The 18152-nt window shown below is 29.0% G+C and carries 14 protein-coding genes; all 14 read right to left on the bottom strand.

Going from position 1 to position 18152, the window contains the following annotated elements:
* Window positions 1-8: 8 nt before the first annotated feature.
* Window positions 9-1541 carry a 2,3-bisphosphoglycerate-independent phosphoglycerate mutase gene (gpmI, locus tag BUB01_RS13185; RefSeq protein ID WP_072988529.1) on the bottom strand — a complete coding sequence of 511 codons (1533 nt, stop codon included), beginning with the start codon at window positions 1539-1541 and terminating at the stop codon, window positions 9-11.
* A gap of 160 nt (window positions 1542-1701) precedes the next feature.
* Window positions 1702-2661 carry a hypothetical protein gene (locus BUB01_RS13190; RefSeq protein WP_072988533.1) on the bottom strand — a complete coding sequence of 320 codons (960 nt, stop codon included), beginning with the start codon at window positions 2659-2661 and terminating at the stop codon, window positions 1702-1704.
* Between the two features lie 171 nt (window positions 2662-2832).
* Window positions 2833-3579 carry a triose-phosphate isomerase gene (tpiA, locus tag BUB01_RS13195; protein ID WP_072988536.1) on the bottom strand — a complete coding sequence of 249 codons (747 nt, stop codon included), beginning with the start codon at window positions 3577-3579 and terminating at the stop codon, window positions 2833-2835.
* Window positions 3580-3680: 101 nt separating this feature from the next.
* On the bottom strand, window positions 3681-4859 hold the full coding sequence (locus tag BUB01_RS13200) for a phosphoglycerate kinase (protein WP_072988540.1): 1179 nt from the start codon (window positions 4857-4859) through the stop codon (window positions 3681-3683).
* A 180-nt stretch (window positions 4860-5039) separates the two neighbouring features.
* A complete protein-coding gene (gene gap / locus BUB01_RS13205) occupies window positions 5040-6050 on the bottom strand; it encodes a type I glyceraldehyde-3-phosphate dehydrogenase (RefSeq protein ID WP_072988543.1) in 1011 nt (336 codons plus the stop codon).
* A 313-nt stretch (window positions 6051-6363) separates the two neighbouring features.
* Window positions 6364-7398 carry a sugar-binding transcriptional regulator gene (locus tag BUB01_RS13210; protein ID WP_072988547.1) on the bottom strand — a complete coding sequence of 345 codons (1035 nt, stop codon included), beginning with the start codon at window positions 7396-7398 and terminating at the stop codon, window positions 6364-6366.
* Window positions 7399-7724: 326 nt separating this feature from the next.
* Window positions 7725-9110 carry an RNA polymerase factor sigma-54 gene (rpoN, locus tag BUB01_RS13215; RefSeq protein WP_200802869.1) on the bottom strand — a complete coding sequence of 462 codons (1386 nt, stop codon included), beginning with the start codon at window positions 9108-9110 and terminating at the stop codon, window positions 7725-7727.
* Between the two features lie 157 nt (window positions 9111-9267).
* Window positions 9268-10434, bottom strand: coding sequence for a hypothetical protein (locus BUB01_RS13220; protein ID WP_072988552.1), 1167 nt, complete (start codon window positions 10432-10434; stop codon window positions 9268-9270).
* Between the two features lie 108 nt (window positions 10435-10542).
* Window positions 10543-11961, bottom strand: a complete 1419-nt coding sequence (locus tag BUB01_RS13225; protein ID WP_072988556.1) for a sensor histidine kinase — start codon at window positions 11959-11961, stop codon at window positions 10543-10545.
* A gap of 5 nt (window positions 11962-11966) precedes the next feature.
* Window positions 11967-12650, bottom strand: coding sequence for a response regulator transcription factor (locus tag BUB01_RS13230; protein WP_072988559.1), 684 nt, complete (start codon window positions 12648-12650; stop codon window positions 11967-11969).
* Window positions 12651-12939: 289 nt separating this feature from the next.
* Window positions 12940-13893: an ABC transporter permease gene (locus BUB01_RS13235; protein WP_072988562.1), complete on the bottom strand. Its 954-nt coding sequence runs from the start codon at window positions 13891-13893 to the stop codon at window positions 12940-12942.
* Window position 13894: 1 nt separating this feature from the next.
* Window positions 13895-14968 (bottom strand): ABC transporter permease, encoded by a 1074-nt coding sequence (locus BUB01_RS13240; protein WP_072988564.1) that lies wholly within the window; start codon window positions 14966-14968, stop codon window positions 13895-13897.
* Entirely contained in the window at window positions 14968-16488 is a 1521-nt protein-coding gene (locus BUB01_RS13245; protein WP_072988567.1) for an ABC transporter ATP-binding protein, read from the bottom strand. Before BUB01_RS13245 ends, BUB01_RS13240 begins: the two co-directional genes overlap by 1 nt.
* Before the next feature lie 191 nt (window positions 16489-16679).
* Entirely contained in the window at window positions 16680-17786 is a 1107-nt protein-coding gene (locus BUB01_RS13250) for a BMP family lipoprotein (protein WP_072988571.1), read from the bottom strand.
* Window positions 17787-18152: the final 366 nt, after the last annotated feature.

The following is an 18152-nucleotide window of genomic DNA, read 5'->3' on the forward strand; positions in this document are numbered from 1 at the left end:
TTCAGCAATTATTTTATTAAACTTTTTCCAGTCATCTCAGCTGGAGCTTCTACACCCATAACCTTAAGCATTGTTGGAGCTATATCTGAAAGTTTTCCTTCTTCTAAAGCACCATTTTCAGCATCTTTTGATATCCATAAAAATGGAACTGGTTCAGTTGTATGTGAAGTCATTGGACTTCCTGTTGAATAATCTATCATTATTTCAGCATTACCGTGGTCTGCAGTTATAAATACTGTACCTTCTTTTTCTAATACTTTTTCTACAACTTTTCCTAAACATGTATCTACAGCTTCAATAGCTTTTTTAGCTGCTTCAAATACTCCTGTATGACCAACCATATCTGGGTTAGCATAGTTTACAATTACCATATCATATTTATCTGAATCTAATCTTGCTATTATTTCATCAGTTAACTCAAAAGCACTCATTTCTGGTTTTAAATCATAAGTTGCTACTTCTGGTGATTTTACAAGAGCCCTATCTTCATTAGTATTTGGTATTTCTACACCACCGTTAAAGAAGAAAGTTACATGAGCATATTTTTCTGTTTCAGCCGCTCTTAATTGATTTAATCCTTTAGCCGCTACAACTTCACCTAAAGTATTAGTTATAGTTTGTGGCTTATATGCTACTTCTACCCCTTCTAAAGTTTTATCATATTGAGTCATACATACAAACTTAAGATTTAAAGTTTCTCTTTTAAATCCTGCAAATTCTTTATCATTTATAGCTCTAGTTATTTCTCTAGCTCTATCTGGTCTGAAGTTAAAGAATATTACTGAATCTCCATTTTGTATTTTTGCAACCTCATGTCCATTTTCTTGTATTACACATGGTAAAACAAATTCATCTGTTTTATTGTCATGATATGAAGCTTCCATACATTCCACAGCTGATGAAGCAGTTTCTCCTTTAGCAAGAACCATAGCATTGTATGCAAGTTCAACTCTTTCCCATCTAGTGTCTCTATCCATAGCATAATATCTACCACTAACTGTAGCTATTTTACCTACACCAATTTCTTTCATTGCGTTTTCAAGTTCTATTATAAAATCTTTACCTGATGAAGGTGGAACATCTCTTCCATCCATAAATGCATGAACATATACATTTTCAAGCCCTCTTTTTTTAGCTAGCTTTAAAAGCCCTTTTAAATGCTCTATATGTGAATGAACTCCACCATCTGATAATAATCCCATTAGGTGTAATGCGGATTTTTTTTCTAAAGCACTGTTTATAGCATTATTTAAAACTTCATTATCAAAAAAATCTCCATCTTCTATAGCCTTAGTTATTCTTGTTAATTCTTGATATATTATTCTTCCAGCACCTATGTTTAAATGACCAACCTCTGAGTTACCCATTTGTCCTGTTGGAAGACCTACATCCATTCCTGAAGCTTGTAGTTTTGAATGAGGATATTTTGTAAAGTATTTATCATAATTTGGTTTATTAGCAGCTTCAACCGCGTTTCCATCTTGTTTTGGAGCTATTCCAAAGCCATCTAATATCATTAACATAACAGGTTTTTTAGCCATAATTTCCCTCCAAGTATCTAAAACTTTTTCGACATTTTTATATTATTATCTTTGATTATTTTCCTTTTTATTATACTATAATTATTATTAATTCACAACTAAATAGCATATTACGTAAACATTTGCAAAAAAATTTATTTGAATTTTCTCAAAAATAATTTTATGAGTGTGTTAAAACTATTTTTGTAAAAACTGTATGAGTTACCATAACAGTTTGTCCTTCATTGTATAAATCAAATTTTGAATTTATTTTTATTTCCTTCTTATTTTTAAAATCCGTAATTATATAAGTATAATACTCATTACTTTCACTACTTTTTGAATAAAAAGTTGCTTCCTTACACTCACCTATAAATCTTGTATTTAAATTAAATATAAAATCTATTATAAACAAAATAATTTGAATTGTAGCTATTAAGGATATCATAAACATAAAAATTCCTAAAATAAAATATGTCCAATCATTTTTAAAATCAACATGCAATAACAATTCCTTAAAAATTACTCTTTCTTTGAATATAGGATAACCAATAAACAAAATTACTACAATTCTAATAATTAACCAGCTAAAGGCTTTTTCAAATATATCTTTCCTGTTTATATTATAATTCTTGTCTCCAAAATATATTTTAAATCTCCAAAAGAAGTTCTTTGCCTTTCTTTCCTTATAAGTACCAACTTGCTTTTGCCAAGCTATTCTTCTATCATTTTCATTAAATACATCCTTAGCAATTAATGTAACTAATAATGGAAAATATGATATAGCTAGTTTTATTGATGAATCAATAAACAAATCATCCTTTTTAATAAAAATGGCCCAGATACAATATATTAATAATATAATCTGAAAAATACCATATTTAACAATTCCAGCATTTATTCTATACTTATTTTCCCAATTTTTATTTTCAACTATAATCATAACAGCAATCATAGTAAGTACTATATTAAAAAGCAAATATCCTAGTATGTTCACATTATAAATTGGATTAATGTTTTTTAACTCTTTTATATTAATATCAAATATAATTATTAAATTAAATATGATATTTATGATTATATTTATTAGAGTTATTATTTTCAAATTTTCTATATTTCCTAAATCTCTTTTTCTATCCATTCTACACATCCTAAAAGATTTTACACTTTAAGTTATAATAAATCTATTTAAACTCATATATAACTTAACAAATTTGATATTATAAAATTAATTAATAAGTCTACTTATCTAATGAAGCTATTAAATCTTTAATAAGGATACAAAAAAGGTGCACAATATGCACCTTTAATATTAGAAGTTTACTATTTTAGAGAAGTCTGTAGCAACTAAGCTAGCTCCACCAACTAAAGCACCATCTATGTCTGACATAGCCATTTGAGCTTTAATAGTGTTTGGCTTAACTGATCCACCGTATTGGATTCTTACTTTATCAGCAACTTCTTTTCCAAACATTTCACAAACAACGCCTCTTATAGCCATTATTGTTTCATTAGCTTGTTCATCAGTAGCAGTTTTTCCTGTTCCTATAGCCCAGATTGGTTCGTAAGCTATAACAACTTTTTCTGCTAATTCTTTTGATAATCCTTCTAAGTCAGCTTTTATTTGAGCTCCAACTACTGCATTAGTTGTTCCATTTTCTCTTTGTTCTAAAGATTCTCCACAACAAAGGATTGGAGTTAAGTTATGTGCAAAAGCAGCTTTAACTTTTTTGTTTAATGCTTCATCAGTTTCGTTGAAGTATTCTCTTCTTTCACTATGTCCTAAAACAACATAGCTAATTCCCATAGCTTCAAGCATTCCTGGAGCAACTTCTCCTGTGAAAGCTCCTTTTTCTTCAAAGTGCATATTTTGTGCAGCAACTTTAATGTTTGATCCTTCTACTGCTTTTAATACAGCATCTAAACAAACAAATGTTGGACATACTACTACATCACAAGTAGCATCCTTTACTAATGGTTTTAATTCATTTATAACTTTAACAGCTTCTTCTGGAGTATAGTGCATTTTCCAGTTTCCAGCGATAATTGCTTTTCTCATATCTTTCACCTCATATTATTATTTCAATTTATATTTATTAAACTCAAAATATTGGTTTTTGACCAAAAGATCAAAAACCAAATATCTTAAAAAAATATTTATTATTTATCGTTTAATGCAACGATTCCTGGTAATTCTTTTCCTTCTAAGAATTCTAAAGAAGCTCCACCACCAGTTGATATGTGAGTCATCTTATCTCCGAATCCTAATATATTAACAGCTGCAGCAGAATCTCCTCCACCTATAACTGTTGTAGCATCAGCATCAGCCATAGCTTTAGCAACTGCTACTGTACCTTTGTTAAAGTTTTCGAATTCGAATACTCCCATTGGTCCATTCCATATAACTGTTTTAGCATCTTTTATAGCTTCAGCATATATAGTTTCAGTCTTAGGTCCTATGTCTAGACCCATGTGTCCAGCTGGAATATTTTGATCTTCTGTAACTACAGGAGCAACATCTTTAAATTCAGTAGCAACTCTGTGATCTACTGGTAATAAGAATTTAACTCCTTTTTGAGCAGCTTTTTCTATCATTTCTTTAGCGTAGTCAATTCTATCAGCTTCTACTAATGAAGTTCCGATTTCGTATCCTTGAGCTTTTAAGAATGTATAAGCCATTCCCCCACCTATTATTAAAGTATCAACTTTTTCTAATAAGTTATTTATAACAGCTATCTTATCTGAAACTTTAGCTCCACCTAATATAGCAACGAAAGGTCTTACTGGGCTATTTACAGCTTCTCCTAAGAATTTTAATTCTTTTTGGATTAAGTATCCACATACAGCTGTATCAACGAACTCAGTAACTCCTACTGTTGAACAGTGAGCTCTATGAGCTGTTCCGAATGCATCGTTAACAAATATATCAGCAAGACTTGCTAATTCTTTTGAGAAAGTTTCTACATTCTTAGTTTCTTCTTTTCTACATCTTGTGTTTTCAAGTAAAACGATGTCTCCATCTTTCATATCAGCAACAGCTTTTTTAGCATTTGCTCCAACAACTTCTTCATCTCTTGCAAAAACAACTTCTTTTCCAAGCATTTCAGTTAACTTTGTAGCTACTGGTGCTAATGATTTAGAAGCATCTTTACCTAAATGTGAGCAAAGTATAACTTTAGCTCCTTTTTCAGTTAAATATTTTATAGTTGGAAGTGCTCCAGTTAATCTATTTATGTCAGTGATAACTCCGTCTTTTAGTGGCACGTTAAAGTCACATCTTACTAATACTTTCTTGCCTTTAACTTGTATGTCTTCAATAGTTTTCTTGTTAAAGCTCATTTAATTCACCTCATATAAAAATTTTTATTTAAATATATTAAGAAAATAATAGAGACAAGTTAATTGATCTATTATTTTTAAGAATACACCTTATTGAAAAAGGTCTGGCCTTATAGCCCAAACTACAAAACCAGACCTATAATTCTTTTATTTATTACTAACTTAATTACAGACTAAATTCTATAAGCTAGCGAAGTACTTAATTGTTCTAACCATTTGGCTAGTGTATGAATTTTCGTTATCATACCAAGAAACTGTTTGAACTTGGTATAAATCTTCTCCAACTGGAGTAACCATTGTTTGAGTTGCATCGAATAAAGAACCAAATCTTATTCCAACGATATCAGAAGATACTATTTGATCTTCATTATATCCGAAAGATTCATCAGCTGCTGCTTTCATAGCTGCATTTATACTTTCAACTGTAACATTCTTTCCTTTTACAACTGAAGTTAATATTGTTGTAGAACCAGTTGGAACTGGAACTCTTTGTGCAGCTCCTATTAATTTTCCGTTTAATTCTGGAATAACTAATCCGATAGCTTTTGCAGCTCCTGTTGAGTTAGGAACTATATTTACAGCTGCTGCTCTAGCACGTCTGAAATCTCCACCTCTGTGTGGACCATCTAATACCATTTGGTCTCCAGTATAAGCATGGATTGTAGCCATGATACCAGTTTGAATTGGTGCGAAATCGTTAAGTGCTTTAGCCATAGGAGCTAAACAGTTAGTTGTACATGATGCAGCTGATATTATTTTATCATCAGCAGTTAATATATTGTGGTTTACATTGAATACAACTGTTGGAAGATCGTTACCAGCTGGAGCTGATATAACAACTTTCTTAGCACCTGCTTCGATATGTGCTTGAGATTTTGCTTTTGATGTATAGAAACCAGTACATTCAAGTACTACGTCTACTCCTATTTCTCCCCAAGGAAGTTTAGCAGCATTTGCTTCTGCATAAATCTTTATTTCTTTTCCACCAACAACTATAGAAGATTCTTTAACTTCTACTGTTTCGTTATATCTACCTTGAGATGAATCATATTTTAATAAGTGTGCTAACATTTTAGGATCTGTTAAGTCGTTGATTGCAACTACCTCATATCCATCTGCACCAAACATTTGTCTGAATGCAAGACGTCCAATACGTCCAAAACCATTAATTGCTACTTTAACATTTGCCATTAAAAATTACCTCCTAAGATTTTAATATATATAAAATATTTTTAAAAAATATTTTTGACTATTTAGCGTTTATTAAATCTGGTCATTTAATGTCCCATTAATAATAAATTTGTCCCACATTTATTATTATAGAATATTTAATTGGAATTTTAAATACTTTTTTCAAAAAAAATCATAAAATATTTAAAATAAATCATTATTTTTACTTATCATCCCTTATTTTCAATTTATTTGAATTTTTTCCCGGATTATTAAGTAACTTTTGTACTTTTTTTTAATTCTACTATTCTATTTTGGTTTTTCATCTTATTATTTATGCATCTAAATTCAAAAACTTAATAATTTCCATTGCAGCACCTTCATCTGTAATCAGCACTCCTTGTTCCCTATTAAGCTCTGTAGCCAAAATCGCGTCTACCTTATCGGCACCTCCCGCAACAGCTATATGTGTTGATATTTTACTAATATCATTTAAATTAATTCCTAGGGTAGGACTTACAGAAACCACATTTGAGTTTTTATCAAAATAACAACCAAAAGCCTCACCAACTGCTCCTAGTCTTAAAAGTTCTTCTTGCTGAGCTTTAGATAAGCCTCTTTTTCTAGCCATATTGTCAGCTCTTCCTATTCCATAAATAAGAATATTAGCTTTGTGTATTGTAGCTACTACTTCTCGTATTTCATCTTCCTTAGTAAGCGTCTCTAACACTTGCCAATTTAGATTTTCAGGTACATGTAAAAGTTTATAATTTCCATTAAGTTTTTCTGCTAGCCTTGCAGCTAAAGTATTGGCTTGTGTTTCCACTTTTCTACCCATACCACCTCTAGCAGGAACTACTAATATATCATTAAGACCGCTAACTTTAGGAAAACTATCCACAACTTCTTTTATAGTACTTCCTCCAGTAAGAGCCACAATATCTTTATTCTTAATAATTGCTTTTGCATAATTTGCAGCTGCCTTACCTAATTCATTTAATATATTAGCATCTTCACTAACATTTCCTGGAACTATTATTACTTTTCTCATCCCTAAAGCTTTTCTTATTTGTTCTTCAGTTTCAGAAAGACCTTTAATCTCATGAATAAATTCTTTTAGTTTTTCTAAAACAACTTCTCCATTATTAGTAACAGACATCCCTGGTGTATTTATTTCGATAAGCTCTTGTGTTTTTAAAAAATTTATCTCTGTTCTTACTATTCTTTCTCCTAGTCCTAGCATATTAGCCAAAACTCTACGTCCAACTGGTTGATTATAATAGATAGTTCTAAGTATTATATACCTCTTTTCCAATAAATCAACCATCTCAGGAACTATTAGTTTTTGCAATTTTAATATATCCTGCAATCCAAACACTCCTTTGGTCATATATAGTCCCATGTATTAAATTTATGTCCCACCAACTTATTATAAATCATTAAATATATTTTTAAAAGTTTTTTTTATCAATTTGTCATGATTATTTTACTATTTTATCATTTATATTTTATCCAAATTAAAATCATATTAACCCATATTATTTATAACTTATACTTTTAATAATTAATTTATATATAAAAATGTCTATAAACACTTTAAATTGCCCCCATCTTTTTACTTGATAAAAAGCAGTTCAAAATATTTATAGACACCTTTTATTATTTTTAAGATTCATAATCCTACACTTGCAAATTTTAAAATCTTTTTCTTTTACTTGATGATTTAATACCAAGCTCTTCTCTATACTTTGCTACTGTTCTTCTAGATATATTGATATCCATTTCATTTAATTTATCACATATTATCTGATCTGATAATGGTTTTTTCTTATTTTCATCGTTTACAAGCTTTTCTATTGCCTTCTTTATGTTTATAACTGTTACATCTTCACCTTCTACAGCTTGTGAGTTACTTTGTTTAGTAATTCCTGTTGTAAATAAATCCTTAATTTTAACAGTTCCCCTAGAAGTTAAAACATATTTCTCGCGAATCGCTCTAGAGACAGTCGATTCATGCATTTCTATAGCTTCAGCTATTTCTTTTAAAGTCATAGGTTTTAGATACTTTTCACCCTTTTCAAAATATTCCTTTTGTTTTTCTAATATTTTTTCTAAAACCTTATGCAGTGTACTTTTCCTTTGCTCTATACTTTTTATTAAAAACATAGCACTTCCTAATTTATCTTTAACATACTCCGTAGCATTTTCATCTTTTGTATTTGTTAATATTTCTTTATAGATTGGGTTTATAGATAATCTTGGAACCACTTCTTCATTCATAATTATAAAATATTCCCCATCTATGTTTCTTATATAAGCGTCAGGCACTATGAATTTAACTTCTTCGCCAGTATAATAGCCTCTAGAAGGTTTAGGTTCTAATTTTTTTATCACATCGCCATATTCTTGAGCCTTTTGTGGTGTTATACTCATTGCTTTTGCTATAGCTTGATATCTATTATCTCCTATATCCTCCAAATGATTTTCTATTATAAATTCTAAAGGCTCATCTAACATACCAACATTTCTTAATTGTATCATTAGACATTCTTTCAAATCCCTAGCCCCTATTCCATTAGGTTCTAATGATTGTACTAATTCTAGAGCTTCCTCTATAAATTTAACCTCTGTTTTTATTTCCTTAGACATACCTTCTACAGTTGCATCTAAATAACCTCTACCATCTATATTCTCTATTATGTAATCTGCTATAACTTTTATATATTCATTTTCATCAATCTCTAGAACTTGCTCATGAAGGTATTCCTTTAGAGACTTTTCATTTGTTATAAAATTAAATGGACTTACATCTTCATCACTATTATAATCTCCATAACTTTGAGAGCCATAATTATCAAATTCAAGATATTTTATAAACTCCTTATAATCAATTCTATCTTGTGTTTTAACTTCCTCCTGACTCTCTCCTTCTTGAGCTTCTAAAACAGGATTCTCTGAAAATTCTTTATCTATGTACTCTCTTAAATCATAGCTTGACATTTGAAGCAGCTTTATTGACAACTGCATTTGTTGAGTCATTATTAGTTTCTGCTCTTGAGTTAAATTCAAATTAAAATTCATATTCATAATATTCACCTTACTATTTTAAATTCAATGGCTTATATTGCTTTTAAGTTTCTGTAAAAGTTTCCACCTTAATTATCCTATAAATCAACATTTTTTTCAACTTAAAAAATAAGCCATACTAATGTATAGTATAGCTTGTTCAAATTTATATCTATTTTACTATATAATTTTTAGTTGGAACAAAACCTCCATTAACATAACTACTAATATCCTGCTTAAGTATTAAAGTAACAATTGCCTTATTTTGGTTTTTTAAATTATTTATCACTTTAAACATTTCCATTTTTTCACATTCATTATTTTTAAATATTTTGTTTTTAATGTCTATCTTATCTCCGTTTAAAATACCAACTAATAAACTTCTATTGAAAGACTCTTTTCCGACATCTTCTGATCTTTCAGTATAATATACTAAATTATTTTTAACATCTATACTCTCTACACTAAAATAACTATTAGAATCTAATTTTTGATTTATTTCTTCAAATTTAGTTAAATTATCATTAGAAAAATCAAGCTTAAATAAACCACATACTTCACCTTGTTTAGCTACCGTATTTATGGCTATACAATCATCATTTAATACATTTATTAATCCCGGATTCCTTATATTTTTTACCGTTTTTATCTCTCCAGTATTAAGATTTAACCTATTTACTGTATTACTACTTCTATAATAAACATACGGCTCAGATATTAAGATATTATAAAAAAATCTCTCATTATATCTTTTTATCTCATATTTTTTCCCAGTCTTTAAGTTTATAATTTCATAAGTTGAAAGTCCACCACTATTTTCAATAAACTTATTGAAATAACCTATATAACCTTTAGAAATAAGCTGTTGAGTACAAATTGCCTCTTCTCTTATTTTGTCTATATCTAAGCTCTTTTCATTTTGTAAAAGTTTTTCAACCTTAAATGTATCTTTATCTATTGAATATATATATTCACCGTCCGTTACAATTATAGTTCCATTTTCTTCTGATCCTAATACCGCTATTATCTCTATGTCAAACTTTAATTCTTCCTTTTTATTTTCTTTTAAATTAATATTATAAAACTTCTTTCCATTTTTAATTCCTTCAAATGCAATAATATGTTCATCATCTTTATACGTTACAACTATAAGATTTTCTAATATTTTTGCTTCTTTATCTAAAACCACCTCAGTTTTAGTTTTTTTAAGTTCTTCTATCTTTTTAGTTTCTTCCTTAACATTATCAGATACCTTTATCTCTCTATTTTTGCATCCCTGTAAGTTAAAAGCTGTTAAATTTACAATTATTAAAACCACTACTATAAATAATTTTTTCACTTCTTATCCTCCACTTCTATTAAATTACCAACAACTTAAATTGATTTTCATTAAATTTCTTGGTAAGTAAATAGTAGCAATAAACTATTTCATTAAAATTACCAAATATTACATAGCTATTAAACGTATATTAATTTTAACTTCATTATTTTTTATATCCATTTTTATACTTCCACCATGCTCTTCTATTATGTATTTGCAAATATAAAGCCCTAACCCATTTCCTCTATCATCGTTTAAGGAGTTTTCACCTCTTACAAAAGGTTCAAATGCTCTATACTTAAAATTATCATCTAAGTTTAATGTTTTATTAATAACTTGTATTTCATAAAATGAATCTATTATTTTTGTAATAACTTTAATCTCTTCATCATCTTTAGAATACTTAATAGCATTTTCTAAAATATTTATAAATACACTCTTTATCTCATCTTCAACACCAATTATATTACAATCTTCTATTTTAAAATCAATACTTATATGTTTGTAGTTTAATCTTATTTTCATTTCCTCTATTGTTTCTTTAAGTAATAATCCAACTTGTATTGTCTCATTGCTTTTACACAAAACCTGTCCCTTAGATGCCTCTAAAATATTACAAATCATATTATTTAATTTATTACTTTCTGAAATCATAGACGATATTGCCCTGTCCCTTAGAATATCATTATAATAGTTATCTTTTAAAAGTTCAGCATAACCAGTAATTGACGTTAACGGTGTTTTCAGTTCATGTGTTATATTACAAAAAAATTCTCTTCTTGAATTTTCAAAATTATGAATATCCCCTATTTGCCTCTTTATCTTATCTCTCATTTCATTATATTCTTTAGCAAGTTCTTCTACTTCATCATCATTTTTTTTAACTGCTATTTCATAATTATAATTTCCCTTTGAAACCTCTTTAACTCCCTTTTGTAAATCCTCTAATCCTTTGGTAGATCTTGAAATAATTAAATATATAAAAATTAATAATAGAAAAACAAATATAAATTCTGTTATTGTAAATAAATAATACAAACTTTTATTATTTTTCATTAATTCTTTATACTCTGGAATGATTTCTACTATTCCTAAAAAATCCCCTTTTATATATAATGGATAAGCAAAATATGCTTTATTATCATCTAATTTATCATTAAACACTATATATGACTTATTACTTTTTGCCTTAATAATATGCTCATTTATACTTTTATCTTCTGTTCCTACTATGGTTTTATTTCCAAACTCACCATTTATATCATAGATCCCTACTGTTGCATTAAAATAATTAGAAAGTTTCTTACAAATTTCTGCTGAATAAAACACTAAATTTTCTTCATTTAAAGGTTTATCATTTATAACAAAAAATTGTTCTATCATATCTATAGAATTATTTTTTTTAATATTTATATCATTTTTTATTACATTTGACTCATTATGTTCTATAATTCCTTTTATAATTAAATTTAAAATTATACCTGCTATTATAAGAAGAAGTCCTACCCTTATTAAAATTTTATTTTTAAGTTTTTTATTCTTCATTGAAATTACCTCATCTTATATCCCATGCCAAATACAGTTTCTATGTACTTTTCTCCATCTGCTTCAATTTTTTCTCTAATTCTTCTAATATGAACATCTACAGTTCTAGCTTCTCCAAAATAGTCATATCCCCATATTTTGTTCAAAAGCTCTTCTCTTGAAAAAACTCTTCCCTTATTTGTAGCTAATAATTGTAACACCTCATATTCCTTAGGTCTCAAAACTATTTCCTCATTATTTTTAACAATAACTTTACCAATATTGTCTATATAAACATTACTTGAAATCTTTATTCTATTACTATCAGGAGTATTTCTTTTAATTTTAGCATCCCTTTGTAACGCCTTGTTAACCCTAGCTATTACCTCTTTTATATGAAATGGTTTAGTAATATAGTCATCAGCCCCTATTTCAAAACCTAACACTTTATCTACAATATCATTTTTAGCAGTAACCATAATTATTGGTATTTCCATCTGTTTCTGCATTTTTCTACACAATTCAAATCCATTTATATCAGGTAACATTAAATCTAATAACACTAAATCCGGATTAAATTCATTAAATTTTTCTATTGCTTCTTTTCCATTTATAGCGCTATTCACTTTAAAACCTTCTATTTCAAGAGCAAAGGTAAGCATATCCCTTATACTATTGTCATCTTCTACTACTAAAATCTTACTTGCCATATTTTCACCTCATTATTTACTTTACATTATAATTCTACCATTTACTTGTTACATGAATGTTTCATTCACATAATATTTTATATTCATATTAACCATATATGTCTGCTACTATAACTTAATCATAAAAATTTAAAGTTAATTTTCTTAAATTATGAGTTTCTTTATAAAAAAGTGTCATCAACTTTTAACTATTTTCCAGCAAATAATTACAAAAATCTTAAAAAAAAGAATATCCTTAAAGTTAAACTTCAGGATATTCTTTATTAACAATCTATAATATTTATTTTTATTATCTCTTTCCTTTATCAAATGGCTCACCAGCAGCTCTTGGAGCTTGTGATGATTTAGAAAATACTACTAGAGCTATAAGAGTAACTATATATGGGAAACTCTTAAGTATTACTCCTGGTATTTGTGATAAAGCAGGTATAACCTGTGATACGTTTGCTATAGTACTTGCAAAGCCAAAGAATAATGTTGCACCTAATATTCCAAGTGGTTTCCATTGTCCAAATATTAAAGCTGCTAAAGCTAAGAATCCAAGACCTGCAACTCCACCATTAAACTCACCAGCATAAGTCACAAGAATTATTGCTCCTCCTAATGCTGAAAAAGCACCTGAAATCATAACTGCAATATATCTCATTTTATATACATTTACACCAGCTGCATCAGCTGCTTGAGGATGTTCACCACAAGCTCTTAATCTCATACCAAAAGAAGTTTTATAAAGTATGAAAGCTGATATAGCTAATATAGCTAAAACTATCCAAGTAGTTAAATATGTGTTTGTAAAAAGTAATGGTCCTAAAACTGGTATTTTAGAAAGTCCTGGTATATCCATTGGTAAAAGTCCTTGCTTAACTCTTATATTACCACTACCAGTCATATTTCTTGCTAAAAATACTGTTAAAGCTCCAGCTATCATGTTTATAGCTGTACCACTTATTACTTGATTTGCATTTAAATTAATACTTGCAACTGCATGTAATAAAGAAAATAAAATTCCTATAATCATAGCCACTGCTAATCCAATCCATAAAGGCGCTGAACTATTTGGCATTTTATCTTGTAATTTGAATATTACTAAAGCTCCTGAAAATGATCCTACAACCATCAATCCTTCAAGACCTATATTTACAACTCCACTTCTTTCACTATAAAGACCACCTAGGGCAGTTATTAAAAGAGGTATTGTGAAAGTAATAGCATATGGAAAAATTTGCTTTATGATTTCCCACATATTATTTGCCCTCCTTTTGTTTTTTCTCTATGGCACCTTGTATTTTTCTTTTTTTCAGTTTATCAATAACACGTTCTATTAAAACGCTAGTTGCTGCAAAGTAAATTATAGTTGCCATTATTGTTTCTGCAATTTCAGGTGGAATACTTGTTTTTACACTCATAAAACCTTTTCCTGTATATAATAATCCAAAGAATATTGCTGAGAATAATACTCCTATTGGAGCATTTGCAGCTAATAATGCAACTGCTATACCATCAAATCCTTGATTTGGAAGCACACCTATTTGCATGCTTATAGCATTACCTGTGTATTGGATAACTCCTGCAAGTCCTGCAAGTGCTCCTGATATCATCATTGATAATACAATATTCTTATTTACTGCGATACCTGCATATTCTGCTGCATCTCTATTAAAACCAACAGCTTTTAATTCATATCCTAAAACTGTTTTTTCAAGTATAAATGAAATTATTATAACTGCTAATATAGCTATTATTATTCCGTAATTTATAAACGAGCCACCAAATAATTTTGATAACCATGGTGCAGCTAATGATGCTGCATCTGATAATTGTCTTGATTCAGTTTCTAAGCTTTCGCCCTTAAAATAAGCTGGAATTGTATAATACACAACCCAATATGATATCCAGTTCATCATTATAGTTGATACAACTTCATGAACATTAAATTTTGCTTTTAATATACCTGGTATGAAGGCCCATAAAGCTCCTCCCAATAAACCAGAAAGGACCATTATTGGTAAAAGTACTGGTGAAGGTAATTTTAATGTTAATCCTACTGCAGTAGCACAAAAACCTCCAAATAGCATTTGACCTGCTGCTCCTATATTAAAAAGTCCTGTTTTAAATGCAAAGGCTACTGATAATCCTGTAAGTATTATAGGTGTTGCTGTAGCTAAAGTATCGCCTATTCTTTTTGAATTTTTAAGACCACCTTCTACTATATATTTATAGCCTTCAATAGGGTTATGCCCCATGATAGCCATTAATATAGCTCCTGCAATAAGTCCTAATACTACAGCAAGAAGAGATATAACTCCTTGTTTTTTCATTATTTTTCCCCTCCTTGAACTCCAGCCATCATAAGACCAACTTCATTTTGATTAGTTTCAGCAGTATTTACAACTCCTATAAGTTCACCACCATTTACGATGGCAATTCTATCTGATAAGTTAAATATTTCATCTAATTCAAGTGATACAAGTAAAACTGCTTTTCCCATATCTCTTTGTTCTATAAGTCTCTTATGGATATATTCTATTGATCCAACATCTAGACCTCTCGTAGGTTGTACAGCTATAAGAAGTTCTGGTCCTAATTCAATTTCACGACCTATAATAGCTTTTTGTTGATTACCACCTGATAAAGTTCTAGCTTTTGAAGCTCCACCTTCACCTGATCTAACATCAAATGTTTCTATTATTTTATTTGCATAGCTTCTTATTGCTTCTCTATTTAATAATCCATTTTTTGAAAAAGGCTCACGATTATAAACTTCAAGCACCATATTATCTTCCATAGTATAATCTAAAACTAAGCCTCTTCTATGTCTATCTTCAGGAATATGAGCTATTCCCTTATCTATTCTTGAACGAACATTAATGTCAGTTATATTCTCATCTTTAAATATTATATTACCTGACTCTATTTTTCTAAGTCCTGTAATAGCTTCTATTAATTCTGTTTGTCCATTTCCTTCAACACCTGCAATACCTAGAATTTCACCTGCATGTGCTTCTAATGAAAAATTCTTAAGTCCTAAGACATTTTTATTATTCATTACAGAAAGGTTTTCAACTTTTAATACACAGTTTCCTATGTTAGCTTCTTTCTTATTTACTTTAAAAGAAACTTTTCTTCCTACCATCATTTCAGCCATTTCAGCCTGACTTGTTTCTTTTACATTTACGGTTCCTATATATTTTCCTCTACGAATTACTGTACATTCAGACGCAACTGCTTTAATTTCTCTTAATTTATGAGTTATTAAAATTATAGATTTCCCTTCATCTGTTAAGCTCTTCATTATTTTCATTAATTCTTCTATTTCTTGAGGAGTTAAAACAGCAGTAGGTTCATCAAATATTAAAACTTCAGCATCTCTATAAAGCATTTTTAGTATTTCAACACGTTGTTGCATACCAACTGTAATGTCCTCTATCTTTGCATAAGGATCTACATTTAATCCATAACGTTTTGATAATTCGGCTATTTTTTTTGCTGCTGATTCTCTATCTACTACTAAACCTTTTTTAGGTTCACATCCTAGTATTATATTTTCTGTTACTGTGAAATTATGAACTAATTTAAAGTGCTGATGCACCATTCCTATACCAAGATCATTTGCTACATTTGGATTTGTTATTTTTACTTCTTTACCTCTTACTTTTATAGAACCGCTTTCAGGTTGATACATACCAAATAGAACACTCATTAAAGTGGACTTCCCTGCACCGTTTTCTCCTAATAGTGCATGTATCTCCCCTTTTTTTAGACGAAGTGTAATATTATCGTTTGCTACAATACCTGGAAATTCTTTACGGATATTAAGCATCTCTACTACATATTCCATCTAATCTCCTCCTTAAATTTCCTGTAATCATTTACACATTTTTAATTAATACTTCCTAATTATAATATTATAATTAGGACTCTTTTTCAATACTTTTCATTAATATTTTTGTTAAATTATTGATAATATTTTATTTTTATGGAAAAGATAGCTGAACTATCTTTTCCATAACATTTCATTTTATTATTTTATTATTTTATTAAGTCACCTTTTTCACCAGCTACTTTTATATCACCTGATTTAAGCTTAGCTAAAATGTCATCACATGTTTTCTTAGTTTCAGAACTTAAATTTGGATTTTCTTTTGGTATACCAACACCATCATTCTTTGCATCGTATACTAACGCTTTTCCACCATCAAATTTTCCATCTGAAGCTTTTTTAACTAAGTCAGCAGTTGCATTATCAATCTTCTTAACAGCTGAAGTTAAGACAACTGATTTTCCTTGTTTATATTCACCATCTTTGAATTGGTCACTATCAACACCAACTATCCACACATCTTTACCAGTGCTTACTCTTGATTTAGCTTCTTTTATAGCTCCTACACCAACTCCACCAGCTGCACAGAATATAGCTTTAACTCCTCTATCATACATAGAAGCTGCTAATTGTCCACCAGCTGCAACATTGTTAAATGATCCTTGATAAACAATATTATCTGCTGATAAATCTATTTTAGTTCCTAATTTTTCATTAGCATATTTTATACCTTGTTGGAATCCCCAGTTGAATTTTTGAACTGGTGGTATTTCCATACCTCCTATAAATCCAACTTTACCTTCTTTTAATTGAACAGCTGTAGCGATTGCTGCCATAAATCCTGCTTCATGTTCAGCAAATGTTACTGAAATTGTATTTTCTCCAATTTTTGCATCTTTTGAATCTGATTTTTCTCTAGGAGCACCATCTAATATAACAAATTTAGAATCTTTATATTTGTCTTGTGCTTTATATATAGCTGTTTCAAATTTAAATCCTGGAGTTACTATGAATTTATATCCAGCATCTTCTAAGTTACCGATTTCTTTCATATAATCAGCTTCTGTTTCTCCTGCTGGTTTTAAATATTTAATATCATTATCAGCTAGCTTTAAATCATCCTTAGCTTTTTTAATTCCTTCCCAAGTACCTTGGTTGAAAGATTTATCATCTATGGTTCCAGAATCAGTAACCATACCTACCTTAATACTTTCTTTTTTAGTGTCCTTTGCTTCCTCGCTCTTTCCGCAACCAGCAAATAAAGTAGCTACTACTGCAACTGAAGTTATTGTAGCTATAAGTCTTTTCTTATTCATACAAAAATCCCTCCTATAAAACTTTTAATTTTAATTTAACATCTCTTGATTTTCAAGGATGAAAATTTACCCCTTTAACCTGTATGTATAAGTTAATTAAGTAATATAAATAATTTGACCATCTAATAGTATATACTATTTTCGTAAAAATATATACTTTTTTTATATTTATGGTTTCGCTTACTCATAAGTAAACATTTACTTAAGCAAATTATAACACAGGTTTTTAATAAATCAAATATTATTTTTTAAAAATTAGCAGTTGAAATTTATAAAAAGCATATGTAAGCACTTTCATAGTTATAAATTTAATAATTTTTAATTGCATTTTTCTTTATTTTCTATCATTCATTTTAATTATTCAGC

The sequence above is a fragment of the Clostridium cavendishii DSM 21758 genome (assembly GCF_900141845.1).
Lineage (GTDB): Bacteria > Bacillota > Clostridia > Clostridiales > Clostridiaceae > Clostridium_AG > Clostridium_AG cavendishii.

Coding starts and splice junctions, on each gene's coding strand:
- gpmI (WP_072988529.1), bottom strand. CDS start 1,541: ATGGCTAAAAAACCTGTTATGTTAATGATATTAGATGGCTTTGGAATA.
- BUB01_RS13190 (WP_072988533.1), bottom strand. CDS start 2,661: ATGGATAGAAAAAGAGATTTAGGAAATATAGAAAATTTGAAAATAATA.
- tpiA (WP_072988536.1), bottom strand. CDS start 3,579: ATGAGAAAAGCAATTATCGCTGGAAACTGGAAAATGCACTATACTCCA.
- BUB01_RS13200 (WP_072988540.1), bottom strand. CDS start 4,859: ATGAGCTTTAACAAGAAAACTATTGAAGACATACAAGTTAAAGGCAAG.
- gap (WP_072988543.1), bottom strand. CDS start 6,050: ATGGCAAATGTTAAAGTAGCAATTAATGGTTTTGGACGTATTGGACGT.
- rpoN (WP_200802869.1), bottom strand. CDS start 9,110: ATGAATTTTAATTTGAATTTAACTCAAGAGCAGAAACTAATAATGACT.
- BUB01_RS13225 (WP_072988556.1), bottom strand. CDS start 11,961: ATGAAGAATAAAAAACTTAAAAATAAAATTTTAATAAGGGTAGGACTT.
- BUB01_RS13230 (WP_072988559.1), bottom strand. CDS start 12,650: ATGGCAAGTAAGATTTTAGTAGTAGAAGATGACAATAGTATAAGGGAT.
- BUB01_RS13235 (WP_072988562.1), bottom strand. CDS start 13,893: ATGTGGGAAATCATAAAGCAAATTTTTCCATATGCTATTACTTTCACA.
- BUB01_RS13240 (WP_072988564.1), bottom strand. CDS start 14,968: ATGAAAAAACAAGGAGTTATATCTCTTCTTGCTGTAGTATTAGGACTT.
- BUB01_RS13245 (WP_072988567.1), bottom strand. CDS start 16,488: ATGGAATATGTAGTAGAGATGCTTAATATCCGTAAAGAATTTCCAGGT.
- BUB01_RS13250 (WP_072988571.1), bottom strand. CDS start 17,786: ATGAATAAGAAAAGACTTATAGCTACAATAACTTCAGTTGCAGTAGTA.